At 47.7% G+C, this 17,536-nt stretch carries 13 protein-coding genes; 2 read left to right on the top strand and 11 right to left on the bottom strand.

Features of this window, described 5'->3' with window-relative positions; all coding sequences use genetic code 11:
* Positions 1–36: 36 nt before the first annotated feature.
* The 7 genes from D328_RS0100585 to D328_RS0100615 form a co-directional block, all read right to left on the bottom strand.
* Positions 37–1,245 (bottom strand): Ger(x)C family spore germination protein, encoded by a 1,209-nt coding sequence (locus D328_RS0100585; RefSeq protein ID WP_018882991.1) that lies wholly within the window; start codon positions 1,243–1,245, stop codon positions 37–39.
* Between the two features lie 33 nt (positions 1,246–1,278).
* On the bottom strand, positions 1,279–1,524 hold the full coding sequence (locus D328_RS0100590; protein ID WP_018882992.1) for a hypothetical protein: 246 nt from the start codon (positions 1,522–1,524) through the stop codon (positions 1,279–1,281).
* A gap of 15 nt (positions 1,525–1,539) precedes the next feature.
* Positions 1,540–2,772, bottom strand: a complete 1,233-nt coding sequence (locus D328_RS0100595; RefSeq protein ID WP_018882993.1) for a Ger(x)C family spore germination protein — start codon at positions 2,770–2,772, stop codon at positions 1,540–1,542.
* Positions 2,769–4,319 carry a spore germination protein gene (locus tag D328_RS0100600; protein WP_018882994.1) on the bottom strand — a complete coding sequence of 517 codons (1,551 nt, stop codon included), beginning with the start codon at positions 4,317–4,319 and terminating at the stop codon, positions 2,769–2,771. The genes D328_RS0100595 and D328_RS0100600 overlap by 4 nt, the downstream gene beginning before the upstream one ends.
* A 245-nt stretch (positions 4,320–4,564) precedes the next feature.
* Positions 4,565–5,110 carry a hypothetical protein gene (locus D328_RS0100605; RefSeq protein WP_018882995.1) on the bottom strand — a complete coding sequence of 182 codons (546 nt, stop codon included), beginning with the start codon at positions 5,108–5,110 and terminating at the stop codon, positions 4,565–4,567.
* An 83-nt stretch (positions 5,111–5,193) separates the two neighbouring features.
* A complete protein-coding gene (locus D328_RS0100610) occupies positions 5,194–5,997 on the bottom strand; it encodes a hypothetical protein (protein ID WP_018882996.1) in 804 nt (267 codons plus the stop codon).
* 523 nt (positions 5,998–6,520) lie between these two features.
* Entirely contained in the window at positions 6,521–7,243 is a 723-nt protein-coding gene (locus tag D328_RS0100615) for a YebC/PmpR family DNA-binding transcriptional regulator (protein WP_018882997.1), read from the bottom strand.
* A 195-nt stretch (positions 7,244–7,438) separates the two neighbouring features.
* On the opposite strand from D328_RS0100615, the gene D328_RS0100620 reads away from it, so the two are divergent.
* Together D328_RS0100620 and D328_RS28125 are read left to right on the top strand one after the other, a co-directional pair.
* The gene (locus D328_RS0100620) at positions 7,439–8,188 is read left to right on the top strand and encodes a spermidine synthase (RefSeq protein ID WP_018882998.1); all 750 of its coding nucleotides are present in this window, start codon (positions 7,439–7,441) and stop codon (positions 8,186–8,188) included.
* Positions 8,189–8,200: 12 nt separating this feature from the next.
* On the top strand, positions 8,201–9,109 hold the full coding sequence (locus tag D328_RS28125) for a helix-turn-helix transcriptional regulator (protein WP_018882999.1): 909 nt from the start codon (positions 8,201–8,203) through the stop codon (positions 9,107–9,109).
* 433 nt (positions 9,110–9,542) lie between these two features.
* On the opposite strand, the gene D328_RS0100630 is transcribed toward D328_RS28125, so the two are convergent.
* From D328_RS0100630 to D328_RS0100645, 4 genes are all read right to left on the bottom strand, one after another.
* Positions 9,543–9,953 (bottom strand): VOC family protein, encoded by a 411-nt coding sequence (locus D328_RS0100630; RefSeq protein ID WP_018883000.1) that lies wholly within the window; start codon positions 9,951–9,953, stop codon positions 9,543–9,545.
* Between the two features lie 210 nt (positions 9,954–10,163).
* Positions 10,164–11,885: an assimilatory sulfite reductase (NADPH) hemoprotein subunit gene (gene cysI, locus D328_RS0100635; protein WP_018883001.1), complete on the bottom strand. Its 1,722-nt coding sequence runs from the start codon at positions 11,883–11,885 to the stop codon at positions 10,164–10,166.
* A gap of 55 nt (positions 11,886–11,940) precedes the next feature.
* Positions 11,941–13,794: an assimilatory sulfite reductase (NADPH) flavoprotein subunit gene (locus tag D328_RS0100640; protein WP_018883002.1), complete on the bottom strand. Its 1,854-nt coding sequence runs from the start codon at positions 13,792–13,794 to the stop codon at positions 11,941–11,943.
* 294 nt (positions 13,795–14,088) lie between these two features.
* A complete protein-coding gene (locus D328_RS0100645) occupies positions 14,089–17,460 on the bottom strand; it encodes a HEAT repeat domain-containing protein (protein ID WP_026280946.1) in 3,372 nt (1,123 codons plus the stop codon).
* Between the last annotated feature and the right edge of the window lie 76 nt (positions 17,461–17,536).

Raw genomic sequence — 17,536 nt, forward strand, 5'->3', positions numbered from 1 at the left:
GTACTGCTGCCTGTCGTCTCTGTGCAAGCATGTCGTCTACGATTTGATTTCCTTGTAAAACGGGGTATCCAGTGTTCCGATCCGGTTAAACAATATATCGACCTTGTAGTGAACAGGAATGTGGACCAGATAGCGGTGTCCGTAGTTCGCGATCATCTGATACCAGGCTGAGGGACTGGATTTGTATATAGATTCCCCAAAACCGAAAATATCCAGCTGCTGCCCCTCCGACATGCGATCAACCGTTTGCTGCATAAGCGCCTGTACTTCTTCTTCGGTCTTGCGAGTCACATAGCGCATTGCTTCGTCCGTGCCCAGGTCCATAGCACTTTCCGAGCTCTGGATATTGAAGGTACCCTTGAGATGCAGGAAGATATGAGGAACGCCATGGATGATCTTCACATTGCGTTCAGTGTTGGAGAACACTGGCCCGACCGTAATCCGTTTACCGTCGGTTCCCCTGATGCTTCTGGTTGTCCTCTTAATCTGATTCATGATAAAGCTATAACCGACCGTCTCATTCTCATCCAGCCATTCGGTCAGCTGATCCTTGCGAAATACCGCGACATCCTGTAAATCCAACCGTGTCTTGGGCATTACACTCTGAACGTTGCTCTTCTCTCCCCCGGTCTTGGCATTTCCCTTCAGTCTTACTCCGGTTAGTACGGCATCCTTACCGTTCGACACCAACGCTTCAATAAGCTCGTCAAGGGTGACCTTCGTCGTTTTCCCCGTCTTCTCCGATGCCTCATCGAGAGAATGAAACAGCTTGTTCGCCGGAATTTTATCCTGCTTGGTCAGCACATTCAGCACCTCGGCCGCACTGGCATCCCTTGCAACCACGATATAGAAATCCGGACGGATGCCGCTGCTGCGCTTCATGACATCCAGAATCGGCGTAATGCCTTCCCTTGCTACATCCTCGCCGATCACCAGTATGCGAATATGACCCATATAACATAACCTTGGTGATCTTAGCGTAAACGTTGTAATGGAATGGTAGATGGATTCCACGGTGCTGATATATTCGGTAATAGGCATTGTGTAATTCCCGGGCTGATTCGTCATCTCCGAAGGAACAACTACCTGCATGGAGACCTTGTATTGATCCCCTGCCTTATCAATCCCCATCCCCATGACAAAGGCTAGTTCATTCAGTTCTCGTCTCTCCCAGCATCCACTCAGCGCAAGGGAGGCCAGCAGTATACATGTCATCATGATGATCCACTTGCGTGGACATGGCATACCTGATTCCTCCCTTTACAGATTTCATGCAGCCTATAGGCCCACTGCCTTGAACAGCATATTCACCCAGGCATTGAGGGGAGTATATAACCACTTGATGATATAGAGCGGGCTTGGAAGGGAGATGCCCATCACAACGCAGCTGCTCAGTACTATGCCAAAGAGCATGACGACTGTATATACAATGATGTCCCACACCCCTGATTCCTGCCGCAGCTTTTTCCAATCAATCCAGATACACAAGGCTGCTACGAACAACACAAGACCAACAAGCAGCATACATGCGCTCCTTTCCTACTCCTTCACCTCACTGCGGAAGGACTTGTCCAGGGTACCTATACGAGTAATTCTGATTTTGGCCGAGAAATGTACCGGAATTTCCGCAAGGTAGTCGTCCCCGTACTTCCCCCTAAATTTGAACCAGGCCTGAGGATTGTGCTGATAGATCAGATGTCCGAAGCCCATGGCGTCTATATTGTATTTGGACAAAATACGATTGTAAGCCGTCTGCATCAGCTTCACCGTCTTCTCCTCTGCTTCCTTGGTAAGATAGTTCATTGCCTCGGTTGTACCGATGTCCATCTCGCTGGGCACATCCTGCACATTGGAAATGGTCTTGACTTTAATGTAAATATGGGGTCGACCATCAATGAATTTCACCTCACGATCAGTCGATGTCCTCAGAGCCTCCATAATGATAGGACGGTCATCTGTTCCCATGACGAATCCTGTATTTGTCACGACTTTATCAGTCATGTAGTTGTAGCCTATGGCTTCCTTTTCATCAAGCCAGCCCACCATTTTATCCTTCTGAAAGATAGCAATCCCGCGATAACGTAGCTTCGTCTTGGGCTCAACGCTCTCCACATTTGAATGCTCCATCCCCTCACCAACGCCGCCATCTATAATGACCCCCGTCAGAACTGGACTCAGCCCCCGGGCAAACAAATCTTCAATAATCTGATCCAATGTAGCTGTGGTTGTTGTTGCGGTTGCCTTGGAGGAGCGGTCCAGAGAATTAAAGAGCTTGTTCGCAGGGAGCTTTTCCAGCGGGGTCAACACACTAAGAATCTCTGCAGCCTGACTATCCCGGGCCACCATGACATAAAAATCCATACGAGGCTCCCGACTTCGCTTGAATACGTCCAACACCGGGGAAATACCCTCTCGCGCCAGCTCCTCTCCGATGATCAGTACCCGGATATGACCCAAATACGACTGTCTGGGGCTCATCAAGGTAAATTCCCTTAAGGCATCATAGACGTTATCTACCGTATTCTGATATATCGTTACAGGTGTGCTGTACCCCGAAGATTTCCCCGCCACCTCGGAGGGAATTACCGCCTGCATGGATACATTGTACTTATCACCTAGCTTATCAATACCAACCCCTACGATAAACGCCAGCTCATTTAGCTCCTGGCGCTCCCAACAACCCGTCAGAAATAGGGATAAGGTTAAGGATAAAAACAGCATAGCTTGCCAACGCCAGGAGCTGATAGTTCGATGCCATAATTTCTGTTTCATTTGGCACCTCTTCGGTTCTTGTCGGATTGGCGGACAAGATTCTGCGGTTTGTTCTGCTTGGGGCGTGTCGTAAGCTTAGGCCAGCTGAAGCGGAATATGGAATCCTTCATATCCTCCTGTACATACGGTCCAAGCGGGCTAGTATAAGGCATGCCGAAGGAGCTCAGGGAAGCCAGGTGAAGCACAGTAATGAACACGCCGAACATAATGCCGTACAGCCCCATGAAGCCTGCCAGACCCATGAAGACGAATCGCAGCATTCGGACCGCGATCGACATACCCGTCTCCGGAATAACGAAGCTAGAGATGGCCGTAATCGATACAATAATTACCATGGCAGAAGAGACGAATCCGGCTTCCACAGCAGCCTGACCAATGACCAGCGTGCCGACAATTGAAATGGCCTGTCCTACATTCTTCGGGATACGAACACCCGCCTCCCGCAAAATTTCATAGGTGACCTCCATCAGGATTGCCTCGATCATGGCTGGGAACGGCACACGCTCGCGTTGAGCAGCTAGACTGATGACCAGATTTGTGGGGATCATCTCCTGATGGTAGGTGGTAATGGCCACATACAATGAGGGGGCTAGCAATGTGATCAGAAATGCCATAAAGCGAATTTGTCGCAGCAGTGTGGATATTCCCCATCGTTGATAGTAATCCTCAGCAGACTGAAAAAAGCTGATCATAAAAGATGGCACCAGCAGCACAAAGGGGGTACCATCCACCATAATCGCAATTCTGCCCTCCAATACGCCGGCAGCAATGGTATCAGGACGATCACTGTTATACATCGTTGGAAAAGGCGTCATGGCTGTATCCTGAATGAACTCCTCAATATATCCGCTTTCGAGGATACTGTCCGTATCAATTTCACTTAACCGATCCCGTACCTCCTTAACAACCGACTCATTTGCAATATCATGCATATAGGCAATAGTCACATTGGTGTGGCTAACCTTACCGATTTTATAATTTTCCATCCACAGCTTGCTGTCCTTAATCCGTCTTCGAAGGAGGGCGGTATTGGTACGCAAATTCTCCGTGAATCCTTCCATGGGTCCTCGTACAACAGCCTGCGAGCTTGGCTCGCTCACATTTCGATCCTTCCAGCCTGGAGCGCCTATTCGCAGACTATCATTCACACCATCCAGCAGGATAATAATATCCCCCGAGAGCAAGTTATCCAGAAGCTTGTTATATTCCCTTACATACTCTACATCAGCTGCGATAATCACTTGCCTTTTGAGATAGGCAAGCTTGTAGGTAGGTGTAGTTCCCTTCGTTTCTTCCATTTTCCCCGGATTCATCAAAGAGGTCAGCACGGATTGATGCAGTATCTGATTATCGACCAGGCCGTCAATATGCAACAGGGCGATCCGTGTCCCCTCATCCAGATCAAGGACACGAGTAATCAGATCAGGACTATTCCCGAGCGCGCCTTGAATATAAGACAAATTATCATCCAAGCCTTCAAATAAACCGATGTCATGTTGTGTAACCTGCTCGATCGAATCTCCTTTAGGCTGATCGTTGGTCCTCATGGAAGTCCCCTCCTTACTCTCCGGTCAGAATCAAATTTGCTCCCCCCTAGTATGAGCACGAATTCCATAAATATGCCTGCATATCCAATTACGGAAAGCTATGAATAACAAAAAAGCTGCTTCTCGCTGAATACTTGTCCCAGTAGACATTGTATTCAGCCAAAAACAGCTTCTTATGTAATTCGCAAAAAAAACCTTCATATTCTGAAGGCGTTGTGTCCTATAGTGGGTTGTACTTTTAAGAATTAATAAAATCCTTTTAGCCAATCTTTGTATAAATAGTTCTCATAACCATCCTGCATGCCAAAGAAACGAAAACAGTAACCCTCTTTATACCGAGCAATTACCTGATCAATTAATGAATCATTCTCGAATTGGATATAGCCTGTTAAATAAAGGACAATCAAGAATTCTTCAAAACGCAAATTACCTAGCACCATTTCTTCTTTGTCCATGCCGTGGAATACATAAATCTCCAGAGATAATAATTCAGAAATTCCAATTAACGTTGAGTTGATAACCCAGGCAAATTCGAGCGGTTCATGAATATCTTCGTCTCTATTTAGCTTAACCAGCTCCCTAATTCCTCTCTCGTCTTCAAATACGTATGCAGCTAATGCCTTATCAAAGCCAGCCTCAGGATCTCTGCGCAAATTAGAGAACCTCTCCAGATCGACCTTCTCTCCATAATACTTTTGCGTTAGTCGTTCGTGTATCTGTTCTAATGTGAATGGGTTCGGAATATCCAAAGTTAGATACTTTTCATACAATTTTTGAATATCAATCTCCAATTCGATCCCTCTTTCTTCAGTTATGATGATCATTTCTAGTTTTGGAGAGGAAATGAACACTAATCAATTCTATACAAGCAAAATTATCTTATACCAGGTCTGTTTAATCCCCATCTACCATTTGTGCCGAAAAATATATGTCCAGTTCGATAGCCTCCTCGTTCACCATGAACATGATCAAAATAACGGGTGTCATTCCATCCTGTATCAAAATGGTTTTCGCGGCCAGAGGACTTTCCGATTTTTTTTGCAATATACTGAGCATCAGAGTAGTTTGCTGTCCAGATTTCCAACCTCGATGACATATTTAAAGAATTGACAGCTTCGCTTTCTGTTAGTGGCTTGCCAACATAGAGGTTCATACTATCCTTATACGCTAGGAAATATTTAGGTTTCTCTCTTTCTCTACTTCTGGAAAGTTCTCTTGCAAATTGCCTTACTTCTACAGCATCCTCTGCAAATTTATAAACTACAACAGCTGCAGCAGTACCACCAGCAAGCCAACCAAGTAACTGACCAATGCCCATTCCAACCCAAGGAGCAGCAAATACTACCTGAGTAGTAACGAGTTCTTCTTCACTCTGAACCTCTATGTCTTCCAGATTTACTTCATGAAAATTCTCATCAGCAGGTGTCACTTCAGTGTCCTGCTCTTGAATGATCTCTTCAGGTAATAAATCTTCAGGTTTTTCTTCTTGGGGCTCAACTATTACTGGTTCATCACTATTATTAGAGGTAACATCCTCTGAAATTTCTTGAGTAATAGTCTGGTGATCAATCTCTGCCGCCAATGAGTAAGATTGAACGGATGTGGCAAATAAAATTATAAATGCAAGGGTTGCAGAAGTAATACGTAAAAATGACTTAATGGTTGCTTTTTTAAACAAGTTATTACCCTCCTGAATATATTGTAAGCACCTCTCCAAAACTAGGCATTTAATCTAAATATATACATATTTAAACCCAATATTTACTACTATAGTTTATATTTAAGCATTTTACAATTATGTAATCATTAACACAATAGTTATAAAAAATTATTTCAGGATAGATTCCCAAAGCTAAGTAGCCTAAAAAAGCAGCCTAAAAAAGTAAAGATTAAACACCTATTATTTAGGTATTTAGTCTAACTTGTCTCATTAACACTGTTATATGTATTTACTATTCTTCTATTCTTAGCCAAAAGCATTCTAGGGAGTATTTAGTCATTATTTTCTCTTCATTGTAAGCCTGATTGACCCCATCTACTTCTTCCCCTTGAATATGTCAAGCTTATCTTGATCTACAGATCAAATAGAAATTATTCATAAATTCCCTCTAACAACATAAAAAACCCACTCCTTGTATAGATGTTCCATACAAAAAGTGAGTTTCAAATTACACCATTCTGATTAACTCAGACTTAACAACTTACTCATCCTCAAGCTCTACATTATGGTAGACCTGCTGTACATCCTCCAGATCCTCCAGAGCGTCAATCAGCTTCTCGAATTGAACCTGTGCATCACCGGACAGAGTTACGAAATTCTGCGCCAGCATGGTAAGCTCCGCCACGGTGAACTCCGTTACGCCTGCCGCCTTGAAAGCTTCCTGAACCGCATGGAATTGATCCGGCTCGGCATACACAATGATGGCTTCATCCTCTTCAAGGATATCACGCACATCCACATCCGCCTCTAGCAGGATATCCATAACTTCATCAGCATTCTTGCCTTCTACGCCGATAACAGCAGTCGGCTCAAACATGTAGGATACGGAGCCGCTTACACCCATGTTTCCACCATTTTTGTTAAAAGCCGAACGAACATCCGGTGCCGTTCTATTCACATTATTGGTCAATGCGTCGACAATAATCATAGAGCCGCTTGGTCCAAAGCCTTCATAACGAAGCTCTTCATAAGTCTCGTCACCGCTACCTTTAGCTTTCTCCATTGCACGGTCAATGATAGCTTTCGGTACATTATATGTCTTGGCACGTTCCAGAACGACCTTCAGAGCACGGTTGGATTCCGGATCAGGCTCGCCTTTTTTGGCAGCCACATAAATCTCTACACCGAACTTGGCGTACACGCGGCTAGTATTTGCATCCTTGGATGCCTTCTTTTCTTTAATATTATTCCACTTACGACCCATGAAGATTCCCGCTCTCTATTCGTATTCAGTTCGACTCATACCAGAACCGGATATGAGCCTATCTTCTTTATTATACCTCTTCCTCCAATCTTCAACAAGCGTATAAAAGGATACGCTTTCTGAGTAGTGGGGTGCAATGGTATACTGTGGGTATATATAACAAATCGCATTATCGTTTTCAAGGAGATTTCTCATATGCAGACCATTTACTATCATGATAGACGCTTACCAGAGCTGCGTGTAACTGAGTTGGAGGAATTATATGGTGAACGCGGTCGATTCCGTGTCCTCCAATTCGGGGATGGGGCCATTCAGGGCGCCCAAGACCTTGAGCAGCCAGAGCGGGTTGTACTGGAATATCCACGGGCGATGATTCATTTGATGGAGCATAACCTAATGCAGTTTGATAGAGCCTTCGTAATCGGACATGGCATCGGCACCATCGCCGGTTACTTCTCGGATCGAAGGGTCATTACTGCGGAGCTGGATGAACGCATACGCGACATCAGTGAGACCTACTTTAATTGCCAGATTCAGGATGTCAGGCTGGGCGATGGCCGCGCTCTACTTGCTGAAGAGCAGTCGGACAGTCTCGATTACATTGTTGTAGATGCCTTCTCCGACTCCATTACGCCACCCCATCTGGTATGCAGCGAATTCTTTGAGCTCGCAGCTGACAGGCTGAGCCCAGATGGTACTATCCTGCTGAATTTGATAGGTAGCCCCACAGATCGCTGGATTCATGCCGTGCATAGTACACTTCAGCTACACTACTTGTATACATTAACCTTTATTTTGCAACCAGAGCATGTCCGGGAGCATACCAATATCATCATGGTTGGACGACAAAGACCGATTGCTTATCAGGCTCGTCATATGGCGGGATTTAAATATTTTCTACCCCCACAGGGACATATTATTCGAGAAGACACCCAGCAGGGGTAAAGGAGCACAAGTATGAGCAGTCTGTCACACGCTTCATGGCACAACATGAACATCATTGCACAAGTAGGCAGTCTTCAATTTAATATTCGTTGTATTCAATTCAAGGATACGAGCATAGATACTAAGGACACCCCTTGTTCAGGCCCTCATATGTACGCACTTCACTATATTCGTGGCGGTAGAGGCACGCTGCTGCTCGCCGGGAGAACATGTCAGATTGGTGCCAAAAGTCTCTACATGAGTGGTCCTGGGCTTGTATATGAAGAGATGACCACGGCAGAAGAGAAGCTTACAGGGTATTCCCTATTCTTCGAGGTTGTTGATCCTGGGGCGAATCTCTTTTTGTCCAAGCAGATGCTGGATGAATATACCTCTACTGCAGATCGTCTGCTGACGGCTTCCTTCTGGCATGGCAAGGATGAGAAGGATATGCTCACCTTGTTCGAGCAGCTTGAAGCGGATTTCTCCAGCTATTCCCCTTCAAATGAAGCCATAATAACGCAGATTATTCAGCAGATCATGATATCTCTAATGGACAACTATGCTGACAGTCTTCCTACACCCGCACACGCCTCAGAGAAGACTCTTGACGAGCAGCGCATGCAAATTATTGAGGAAAGCCTGTTATACCAGTACTCATCCTTGACGATTGGTGAACTGGCTGAACGACTTACATTAAGCGTACGGCAAACAGAACGCACGGTGAAGCTTCTATATGGTGTGTCGTTTGCGGAGAAAAAAATGCAGCTTCGCATGCGAATGGCAGCTTATCTGCTAAGTCACACCAAGCTGCCGATTCATTACATTGCCGAGCGCACAGGCTTCGCCTCGCTTGAACATTTCAGTACCACCTACAAGAAGCATTATTACCAGACCCCGACGTCCTACCGAGCTAGTAGAGATTATACAAGTCCTTCCTAGGAGCGATTAGCATCAGGAGATGTAAGCCTGCTCCTGGTGCAACTTTGTACCTCGACCAGATTAGAGGTGAGTACAGAGCTGCTTCAAACGAGAGTTCTGGCCTTCTAAAAAGGCAAATAACAAAGGGATTTGAAAGACTCCCCCCTTTACTCCGTTAGATTCATTTTACCCTTAAATTCCATATAATTCTATATTTAGTTTTATAACAACCACATTTTATTACAGCGCTTTAAGACTGGCTAATGGTTAAAAGGCATGTTGCATTACTTTCTTTTTCACATGAAAAGCCTTGCTCGTATATACAATTTACTCGGCGGGCAAGCAAAGAAAAGCTGTAAATAGAGCAACAGGACCGCCTCTACTCCTGGCGGTCCTGTCTCAACATATATAGCATTATTAAAAAACAGCCTTTATATTACAGAGTATTCTTGAATTACTGGTAGCTGCTAGGGTCCATATAAGTGATTTCCCACAGATGACCGTCCAGGTCCTCAAAGCTCCATGCATACATAAATCCATGGTCCGTAGGATCATTATATTCCTTGGCGCCAGCTGCAAAAGCACGGTTGACAATCTCATCCACATGCTCCCGACTGTCTGCTGAGATCGCTAGAATCACCTCAGTAGTACTGCTTGCATCAGCAATCTCTTTGTTAATGAAGGAACGGAAGTAGCTCTCCACCAGCAGCATGACAAATATATTGTCACCAAGGACCATGCAGGCTGCCTTCTCATCCGTAAATTGCGGATTAAATTCAAAGCCAACCTTTTCGAAAAACAACTTGGACGCCTCGAGATTCTTGACTGGTACATTCACAAAAATATTACTCGTCTTCAATGCCATGGTCATCACCTCATCCTTTGAAGTTGCATTGCTGATTAGTACCTTGACCCAATCAAGGTGAGGTTACGTTGCTGTCCATCAAGGTACTATTCTCACAATCATAGTATAACATCTAATATTGTAAATACTTATACAATAAATTATAAATGTAAATTATATAGATTGTGCTCCCATGACAAGACGAGTGAAAAGTATCAACTCAAGCAGATCTCAAGCGTGGAACTCCTGTCCGTCACGTACCTCCTGTACAATGCCGGCGCGAATAACGAAGTCGCCCAAATGCTCACCAGGTTCACGTTCTTGGCCATATTGTTTGAAAATCGGCTGTAGCGAGGCTAGGATCTCCTCTTCCCCTATGTTCTCCTTGTATAGCTTGTTCAAGCGCTGGCCGGCAAATCCGCCACCCAGATAGAGGTTGTACTTGCCTGGAGCCTTGCCGATCAGCCCGATCTCAGCGAGCATGGGACGAGCACAGCCGTTCGGGCAACCCGTCATACGGATTACGATATCCTCCTGCTCCAACCCGTTCTCGACCAGCATGGGTTCGATTTTGTCGAGGAAGCTTGGGATGTACCTCTCGGACTCCGCCATCGCCAGACCGCAGGTCGGAAGGGCTACACATGCCATAGAATTCCGGCGCAACGCGGAATAATGCTTGCCGTCAGTCAGCTTATACTGCTCCAATAGCTGCTCAATTCTCTTCTTGCTGCGGGCACTGACACCGCCAATGATCAGCCCCTGATTAGGAGTGAGTCGGAAATCCCCTTTGTGAACGGTGGCAATCTCGCGCAGCCCCGTCATTAGTGGGTAATCCTCCAAATCCTTGATTCGTCCATTCTGAATGAACAACGTGAAGTGCCATTTTCCGTCACCGCCCTTCACCCAACCATAACGATCACCATTATGATCGAAATGATAGGCGCGCGCTGGCTCCAGCGACCAACCCAGTCTGGATGTCAGCTCTTCCACGAACCACTCTAATCCCCGATCATCAATCGTATATTTGAACCGTGCATGCTTACGCACAGCCCGATCACCGTAATCCCGCTGGATGGTAACCGTCTTTTCCGCTACATCAATCAGTTGCTCCGGTGTGCAGAAGCCGATCACTCGGGACACCTGTGGGTAGGTCTTCGGATCGCCATGAGTCATCCCCATGCCGCCACCAACAGCTACATTGAAGCCGATGAGCTTGCCGTTATCTACAATGGCGATGAACCCCAGATCTTGAGAGAATACATCTACATCATTGGTTGGTGGCACCGCAATCCCGATCTTGAACTTACGCGGTAAATATACCGGACCATAAATCGGCTCCTGCTCGGTATCATCTTTGCTGTCGATGACCTTCTCTCCATCCAGCCAAATCTCATGATATGCTCTCGTGCGCGGGTCCAAATGCTGGCTCACTTTTGAAGCCCACTCATACACCTGACTATGGACCTCCGATTGGTAAGGATTCGGACTACACATAACATTCCGATTCACGTCTCCGCAGGCGGCCAGTGTACTCAGCATCGCGTCGTTGACCTCACGAATCGTGTTCTTCAGGTTCCACTTGATTACACCATGCAGTTGAAATGACTGCCGCGTTGTCAGACGGATTGTACCATTTGCATACTTATGAGCTACGCGGTCCATCATCAGCCACTGCTCTGGCGTAATGACACCACCAGCTGCGCGAACACGCAGCATGAACTGATAGGCCGGCTCCAGCTTTTGCTTCTGCCGTTCATTACGCAGATCCCGATCATCCTGCATATAGCTGCCATGGTGCTTCATCAGACGATTGTCATCCTCAGGGATGGAACCCGTCAGCGGGTCCTTCAAAGTCTCTTCCAGACTTCCCCGCAGATAGAAGCTTCTGCGCTTAATGTCCTCCACATCGCTGTGAGGAGCATTCTGGGGGTGGAGTAATTGCTTTTGAGTCATCGATTCATATCTCCTCTCGGGCTCCTGTACATGTCACTTATGCTTGGGCATTCCCTTAATATACATCCCGTTGATAACGCTTCTCCTGCTGCAGGCGAATAAGCTCGGCTGCTGCCTCATCTGCGGAACGTCCGCCCTCTTGCTCCAGAATGCGTATCAGTGCAGCATGCACGTCATGTGCCATCTTCTTCTCGTCTCCACACACATAGATATACGCACCTGCCTGCAGCCACTCATACAGTTCACGGCTATGCTCCAGCATACGATGTTGCACATATACCTTCTCCTCGGTGTCCCGTGAGAAAGCTACATCCATACGGGTCAGTACCCCGCTCTTGATCCATTTCTGCCATTCGATCTGATACAGGAAATCTGTAGCAAAATGCTGATCACCATAGAACAGCCACGACTTTCCTTCCGCTCCGGTCTCTTCTCGCTCTCCTAGGAAGGCTCTAAATGGAGCTACTCCTGTGCCAGGTCCGATCATAATAATCGGGGTATCCGGTTGCTCCGGCAGCTTGAAGCCCGCATTGTGCTGAATAAACACAGGCAAGGTATCCCCGGCTTCCACACGTTCGGCCAGTTGAGCCGAGCATACCCCAGAGCGCTCACGTCCTTCGTTCTCATAGCGTACCGTTCTCACCGTGATGTGGACTTCATCCGGATTGGCACTAGGACTGCTGGCAATTGAGTATAGGCGAGGCGGGATTTTACGGAGTAAAGGAACGAGTTCCCCAGCCGCAATCCCTGTCAGCTCGTAGTGCTGCACGAGATCCAGCAGATCATGCCTGCTGATATAGCTCCGCAGCTCCTCCTCTTGTCCGGCTGATAGCAGCTTGCTTAGTGCAGAGTCAGGGGCCAATCCTGCTATCTGCTGAAGCAACGGCTTCGTCAGGACAGTAATCTCTACCACGCGAGTCAACGCTTCACGAAGTGGTAGCTGCTGCTTGTGCACGTGAATCTCTTCCTCCGGATTCCACTTCAATGCCTCAATCAATTGATCTACCAGCTTCGGATCATTCTGCGGATAGACTCCCAGACTGTCACCCGGCTCGTAATGAAGTCCCGAACCCTCCAGTGATAGCTCCACATGTCGGGTCTCCCGCGCGGAGCCGCGTCCGTTCAGATTAAGATTCTCCAGGACCTCGGCAGCAAATGGATTGGATCTAGAATAGTTCTCTTCCACGGAAGGTGCTACCGTGCTTGCTACCGATGATCCTGCAGATACCGTGGCAGTATTCCCTGAGGTCCGCAGCTCAAGCGCGCCAATAACCTGCTCCATCCATTCTGTAGCCGAACTATCGAAGTCCACATCGCAATCCATACGCGGTGCAAGCTTGCTCGCACCAAGCTCCTCCAGCTTGGCATCAAAATCCTTACCCGTCTGGCAGAAGAACTCATAGGAGGTATCACCCAGTGCCAATACCGAGTAGAAGGTGTCTGGCAGCTGAGGAGCCCGCTTGCTGTGCAAGAACTCGTATAGGCCTATCGCTTGGTCCGGTGGTTCGCCTTCGCCATGCGTGCTTGTAAGTATGAGCAAATGCTGTACTTTCTTCAGGTTGCTTGGCTTGAAGTCTGCCATGGAAGCGCGGGTGACCTTGTAGCCCAACTGCTCCAGCTTTGTAGTAAGCTTGCCTGACAGCTGACTGCAGTTACCCGTCTGAGAGCCATACAGAACAGTGACCTCCTTGGGCAAGGTCTGTACCTGCGCTGCCAGTGGTAACGCCTGTGTCTGTTCTGCGACTACAGCAGGTGTCTGGAGTATGGCCTGCCCTGCACCTCCAGCACCAGTAGCAGTCAGATATCCGGTCAGCCATATACGCTGATTCTCGGACAATGTCGGTACGAGTCGGTTAAGCAGATCAGCCTGCTCCTCATTAAAAGGACTATTGCTTACTTGAAAGTTCAATCCCATCCACCCCAATATGCGCTCATTTTCTAAATCCGACTATTATGATCTCATTAATACTATCTTGAACCTAACATACGTACTGCACAGGGTCAATTAGTTAGATCTTATCGGTTCTATCAGTAATCCTGATACGTCATGTAAATCAGCGAATTATAAGGCTTCTTCCCCCTATATGTAGCTATATTCTGACACGATAAAAAGTCCCGACAGCTATTACACTGCCGGGACATACGGATGTAGACATTATATCTAAATCATTGCAACGTTCCTTTATTTTCGACATGCTCCGTTCTATTCCAGAACGGTCCACATGTCCATAGCCAACATTCGAATGATCTCATGCTCGTGCTTCCGGTAAGTCCGCAAACGGTCGGCGCTGTTCTGATTCCACAATAACGCCTTGCCCGCAACCTGCAATAAAGAAAGTCCTACATACTGAGCCTCGAACGGCGTCTGGCCATTCAAACGATCCACGATGCTCAGAAGCTCCTCTGCGGTCCAATGCCCTTTGCTTTCATTAAGCGTTTGAACGATCCGCCGATACGCATAATCCAACAAATGTGGCTTCCTACTCGCGATCTGGATCACATGATTTAGATAAGCAACGGCCTGTTCAGCGCTGTTCCATTCAATCATGGCTATATGCAGCTTAATCACAGCGGATTCCATCGCCTCTTTGTCAGTGAGTACATCAATCACGCTTTCATACAGCGGAGCTAGTCCGTACCTTACATGCGGAGACAATAAGACAAGCTTGTCAACCAGTGCCAAGAGGCGCTGACGATGCGGCAGATCCCTGTCGGCAGTCGCATTCCATTCGACTACTGGTTCCATGGCTCCCAGCTGCTTGCAAAGACTAATCACCTGCTCGTTTACCGCTCCATCACGGCAGACCACGATCAAAGTATCCAGTGCCGCCTTCCATCTGGAGCTGTTCTCCATATCCAATATGGCTTTACCAGCGGCAGCGGCAAGCAACACTTCATGGCCATCCGCCCAAAGATTCATCGCTCGGAAAGCCTCCTGGGCAACCTCCGCATCCGCATGACTTCCATTCTCGGCAATCCACTGCACATATCGCGGCCGATCCTTCAATGGAAGCTCTCTTGGGTTCTGGTAGAGCAGGCTTTTTGCGATATCCCGCTCCGGCGACAAAGCCATTGCGCTTAATATAGCCCAGCTTCGCTCATCTTCGAGCCATTGTCTGGCGGCATGCCCTATCGCAATCACAACATCCTTATGGGAATTGGGTTTCTCGTATTCACGAAGAAGTATCGCCATATTCTCACTGCTCTTAAAGGCTCCCAGCAGCCGGATCGCTTCTTTTCTCACTGTAATTTTCAGCTTATCCCGGTTCAAAAGGTCTGCAAGCATGGAGGTCATCGCCTGCGGCTTCATTCGACGCGCACATCGAGGGATCGCATACATTGCCACACGGGCGCGGTCCCCATCCAGATTGTCCAGCAGCAAAGGAAGCGCCTTCTCCGGGTCCTCCCATAAGGAGCAAGCGTGTAGCGCCGCCTCAGCAATCTGCACTTCCTCATCCTGCTGCAGCTTCTTCAACTTATCGGAGCAATAGTCCGGCATTTTTGCCAAGCTCCGCATGGCAGACGAACGCTCATAAAAGTTACGCTTGGCATCCAAGGCTACTTTTTCGAGTAGAGCAGCCAATGCTTTTTGCTGACGCGGCAACCAGCGATGGAACCCGTCCGAGGCAGGCAGAAGATAGATCGACTTCCCTGAAAGATGCCTGCCCTTGATGACTGTCCCTGCAATGAAAGGGTCCAGCCATTCTTGACGCTTCAGGTGCAGATGCTTAAATACCTCATAAAACGAAATGAAGGAGAGGTCCCTATCCAGCATTTCTTTTACCCGTTCATCGCGTGTTTTTCGTGGAGCCAGCCAATAACGAACAGCCTGAGGAGATACGTTTTTTACCTGAACTAATTCCTTCAGCAGCAGTTGGAGTTTAGGAATTCGCTCTGCCAATTTGCCAAACGATTCGGCCATCCGCAGAATATATGTATAGCTCTCTCGCTTGTTAGCTTCCATGCCAAGAGCATAAAATTCATCGAACACAATGTTCAACACATGATCAGGCATTCTGTCCCAGTCCATGGAACGCAACATAAAGTGTCCGTCCCGCATTGCCATTCTGGCGAATGTTCTTAGAGCAAATTTGAAGAGTCTGCTCTCGGGCTGGGAAGTATGGTAGCACAGAATGGCAAAGGCCAAATTTTCTGTGGCTGCTCGTGTCCCATAGGAGGTGTCTCTGGCTTCAATCACACTGTCGACCAGCAAAGTCAATTCCCCGATATGGTCTTCCTTAAAGAGCGTGGGAGGGCAGTTCGACAGCTCGACCATGACTGCATTCCGCACTGGGTCCTGATCGTTTTTAATCCGGGTCACGAAATGCAACGTTTCATCCATTCCGCTTCGGGATAACGCCGTGCTTCGGATGAGATGGACATAGGCCGCAGCCCGCTCATCAGCTCCGGATACAGTCGCAGCTTTCTCCAGATGTTCTCTGGCATCCGCAATGAATAGCCTCGAAGTTATTTCCAGCTTACGGTTTCGGCGCTCCCGAATATCCCGCAGGCCTAGCATTCGAGCCGCCTCCTGATGGCGCAAACGATGTGGCAGTACATCCAGAAGCGATGTCGGGAAAACGCGCATTCCTCGTTCGTCTTCTCTATAAGTAGCCTCGAAGACCAATCCCCGTAAGGACGGCGCAAGTGTATCCAGTACCTTCGCTACATGCAAAGGCTGCTCAGCCAGCAATGATGTTAGCTTTGCCCACTGCTCGATGGAAAAAAGCTTGTTTTTTTTCAAAACACCTACAGGTACGCCGTGAGTCAGAAGGTCCCCCCTCGCCTCCTCTCGCGTCAGGAGCTTGAATACACCCTCCGAGCTTACTTCCATTAGACGGCCCAATCGCGGTCTGAGAACAGGATGAAGTACGTCCATAGGCCCATGCTTCAACGCACATTCCAAGACCATACTTGGTTTTAATTCACACAGCATCTCGATGGCTGAGCTAAAGCTCCACCATACAAAGGTCTTCTCGCGCTGTGTTGCCTTTTGCAGCACATCATGGAAATAATCCGCTACGATAGCAGGGTGACGCTGCGTCAGCATTTTCCAATTGCGTACCCCATACCCCAGCTCCGGGAGGTATCGACGAACCGTTTCCTCGCTGCATGCAGCCAACAATGTTGCGGCCTCATGTCCTCCCCAATTAGCAAGCACAAGTGGCAGCAATCTCTCCGCCCAGTCCTGCCGGCAGCTGATCACGATGCTTCGCAGCAATTGGCGACGACATTCGTGCGACATCGACACGATTTCAGACTCTATCAAAAAATCTGAATCTATGAGAACCTTCGGCAAAAGTTTGGCTGCCCGGCACCTAACGCCTGCCTTCCCATGACTTAAAGCCGCCAAAACGGCATGAGCATCATGCGTTACACTAGCACCAGTTAATGCCAAATGCCCCTCATAGGCGCTGTCACTCTTCAACAATGATGTAAGCAGGGCGCTATAAGCAGTATCTCCTTTATATTGGCACCCCCAGGCTGCCATTTGCTTCATCCTGTCCGAGTACCCCATTACGTCTAGTTCCTTTAGTACCCGTTCTCTATTCAGCGGAGCAATGTGAAATAACAATATTACCCTCTCCTCTCACACGCTGACACCCATCTACTAGATCGCTCTAAGCCATTTTGGTCCACAGCTTACGAAC

It is taken from the genome of Paenibacillus massiliensis 2301065 = DSM 16942, assembly GCF_000377505.1.
In the GTDB taxonomy this organism is placed as follows: domain Bacteria; phylum Bacillota; class Bacilli; order Paenibacillales; family Paenibacillaceae; genus Paenibacillus; species Paenibacillus massiliensis.

Bases quoted from the DNA above. Each gene is read 5' to 3' on its own strand.
- D328_RS0100590 (WP_018882992.1), bottom strand. From the start codon at position 1,524: ATGCTGCTTGTTGGTCTTGTGTTGTTCGTAGCAGCCTTGTGTATCTGG.
- cysI (WP_018883001.1), bottom strand. From the start codon at position 11,885: ATGACTCAAAAGCAATTACTCCACCCCCAGAATGCTCCTCACAGCGAT.
- D328_RS0100595 (WP_018882993.1), bottom strand. From the start codon at position 2,772: ATGAAACAGAAATTATGGCATCGAACTATCAGCTCCTGGCGTTGGCAA.
- D328_RS0100585 (WP_018882991.1), bottom strand. From the start codon at position 1,245: ATGCCATGTCCACGCAAGTGGATCATCATGATGACATGTATACTGCTG.
- D328_RS0100600 (WP_018882994.1), bottom strand. From the start codon at position 4,319: ATGAGGACCAACGATCAGCCTAAAGGAGATTCGATCGAGCAGGTTACA.
- D328_RS0100620 (WP_018882998.1), top strand. From the start codon at position 7,439: ATGCAGACCATTTACTATCATGATAGACGCTTACCAGAGCTGCGTGTA.
- D328_RS28125 (WP_018882999.1), top strand. From the start codon at position 8,201: ATGAGCAGTCTGTCACACGCTTCATGGCACAACATGAACATCATTGCA.
- D328_RS0100615 (WP_018882997.1), bottom strand. From the start codon at position 7,243: ATGGGTCGTAAGTGGAATAATATTAAAGAAAAGAAGGCATCCAAGGAT.
- D328_RS0100630 (WP_018883000.1), bottom strand. From the start codon at position 9,953: ATGGCATTGAAGACGAGTAATATTTTTGTGAATGTACCAGTCAAGAAT.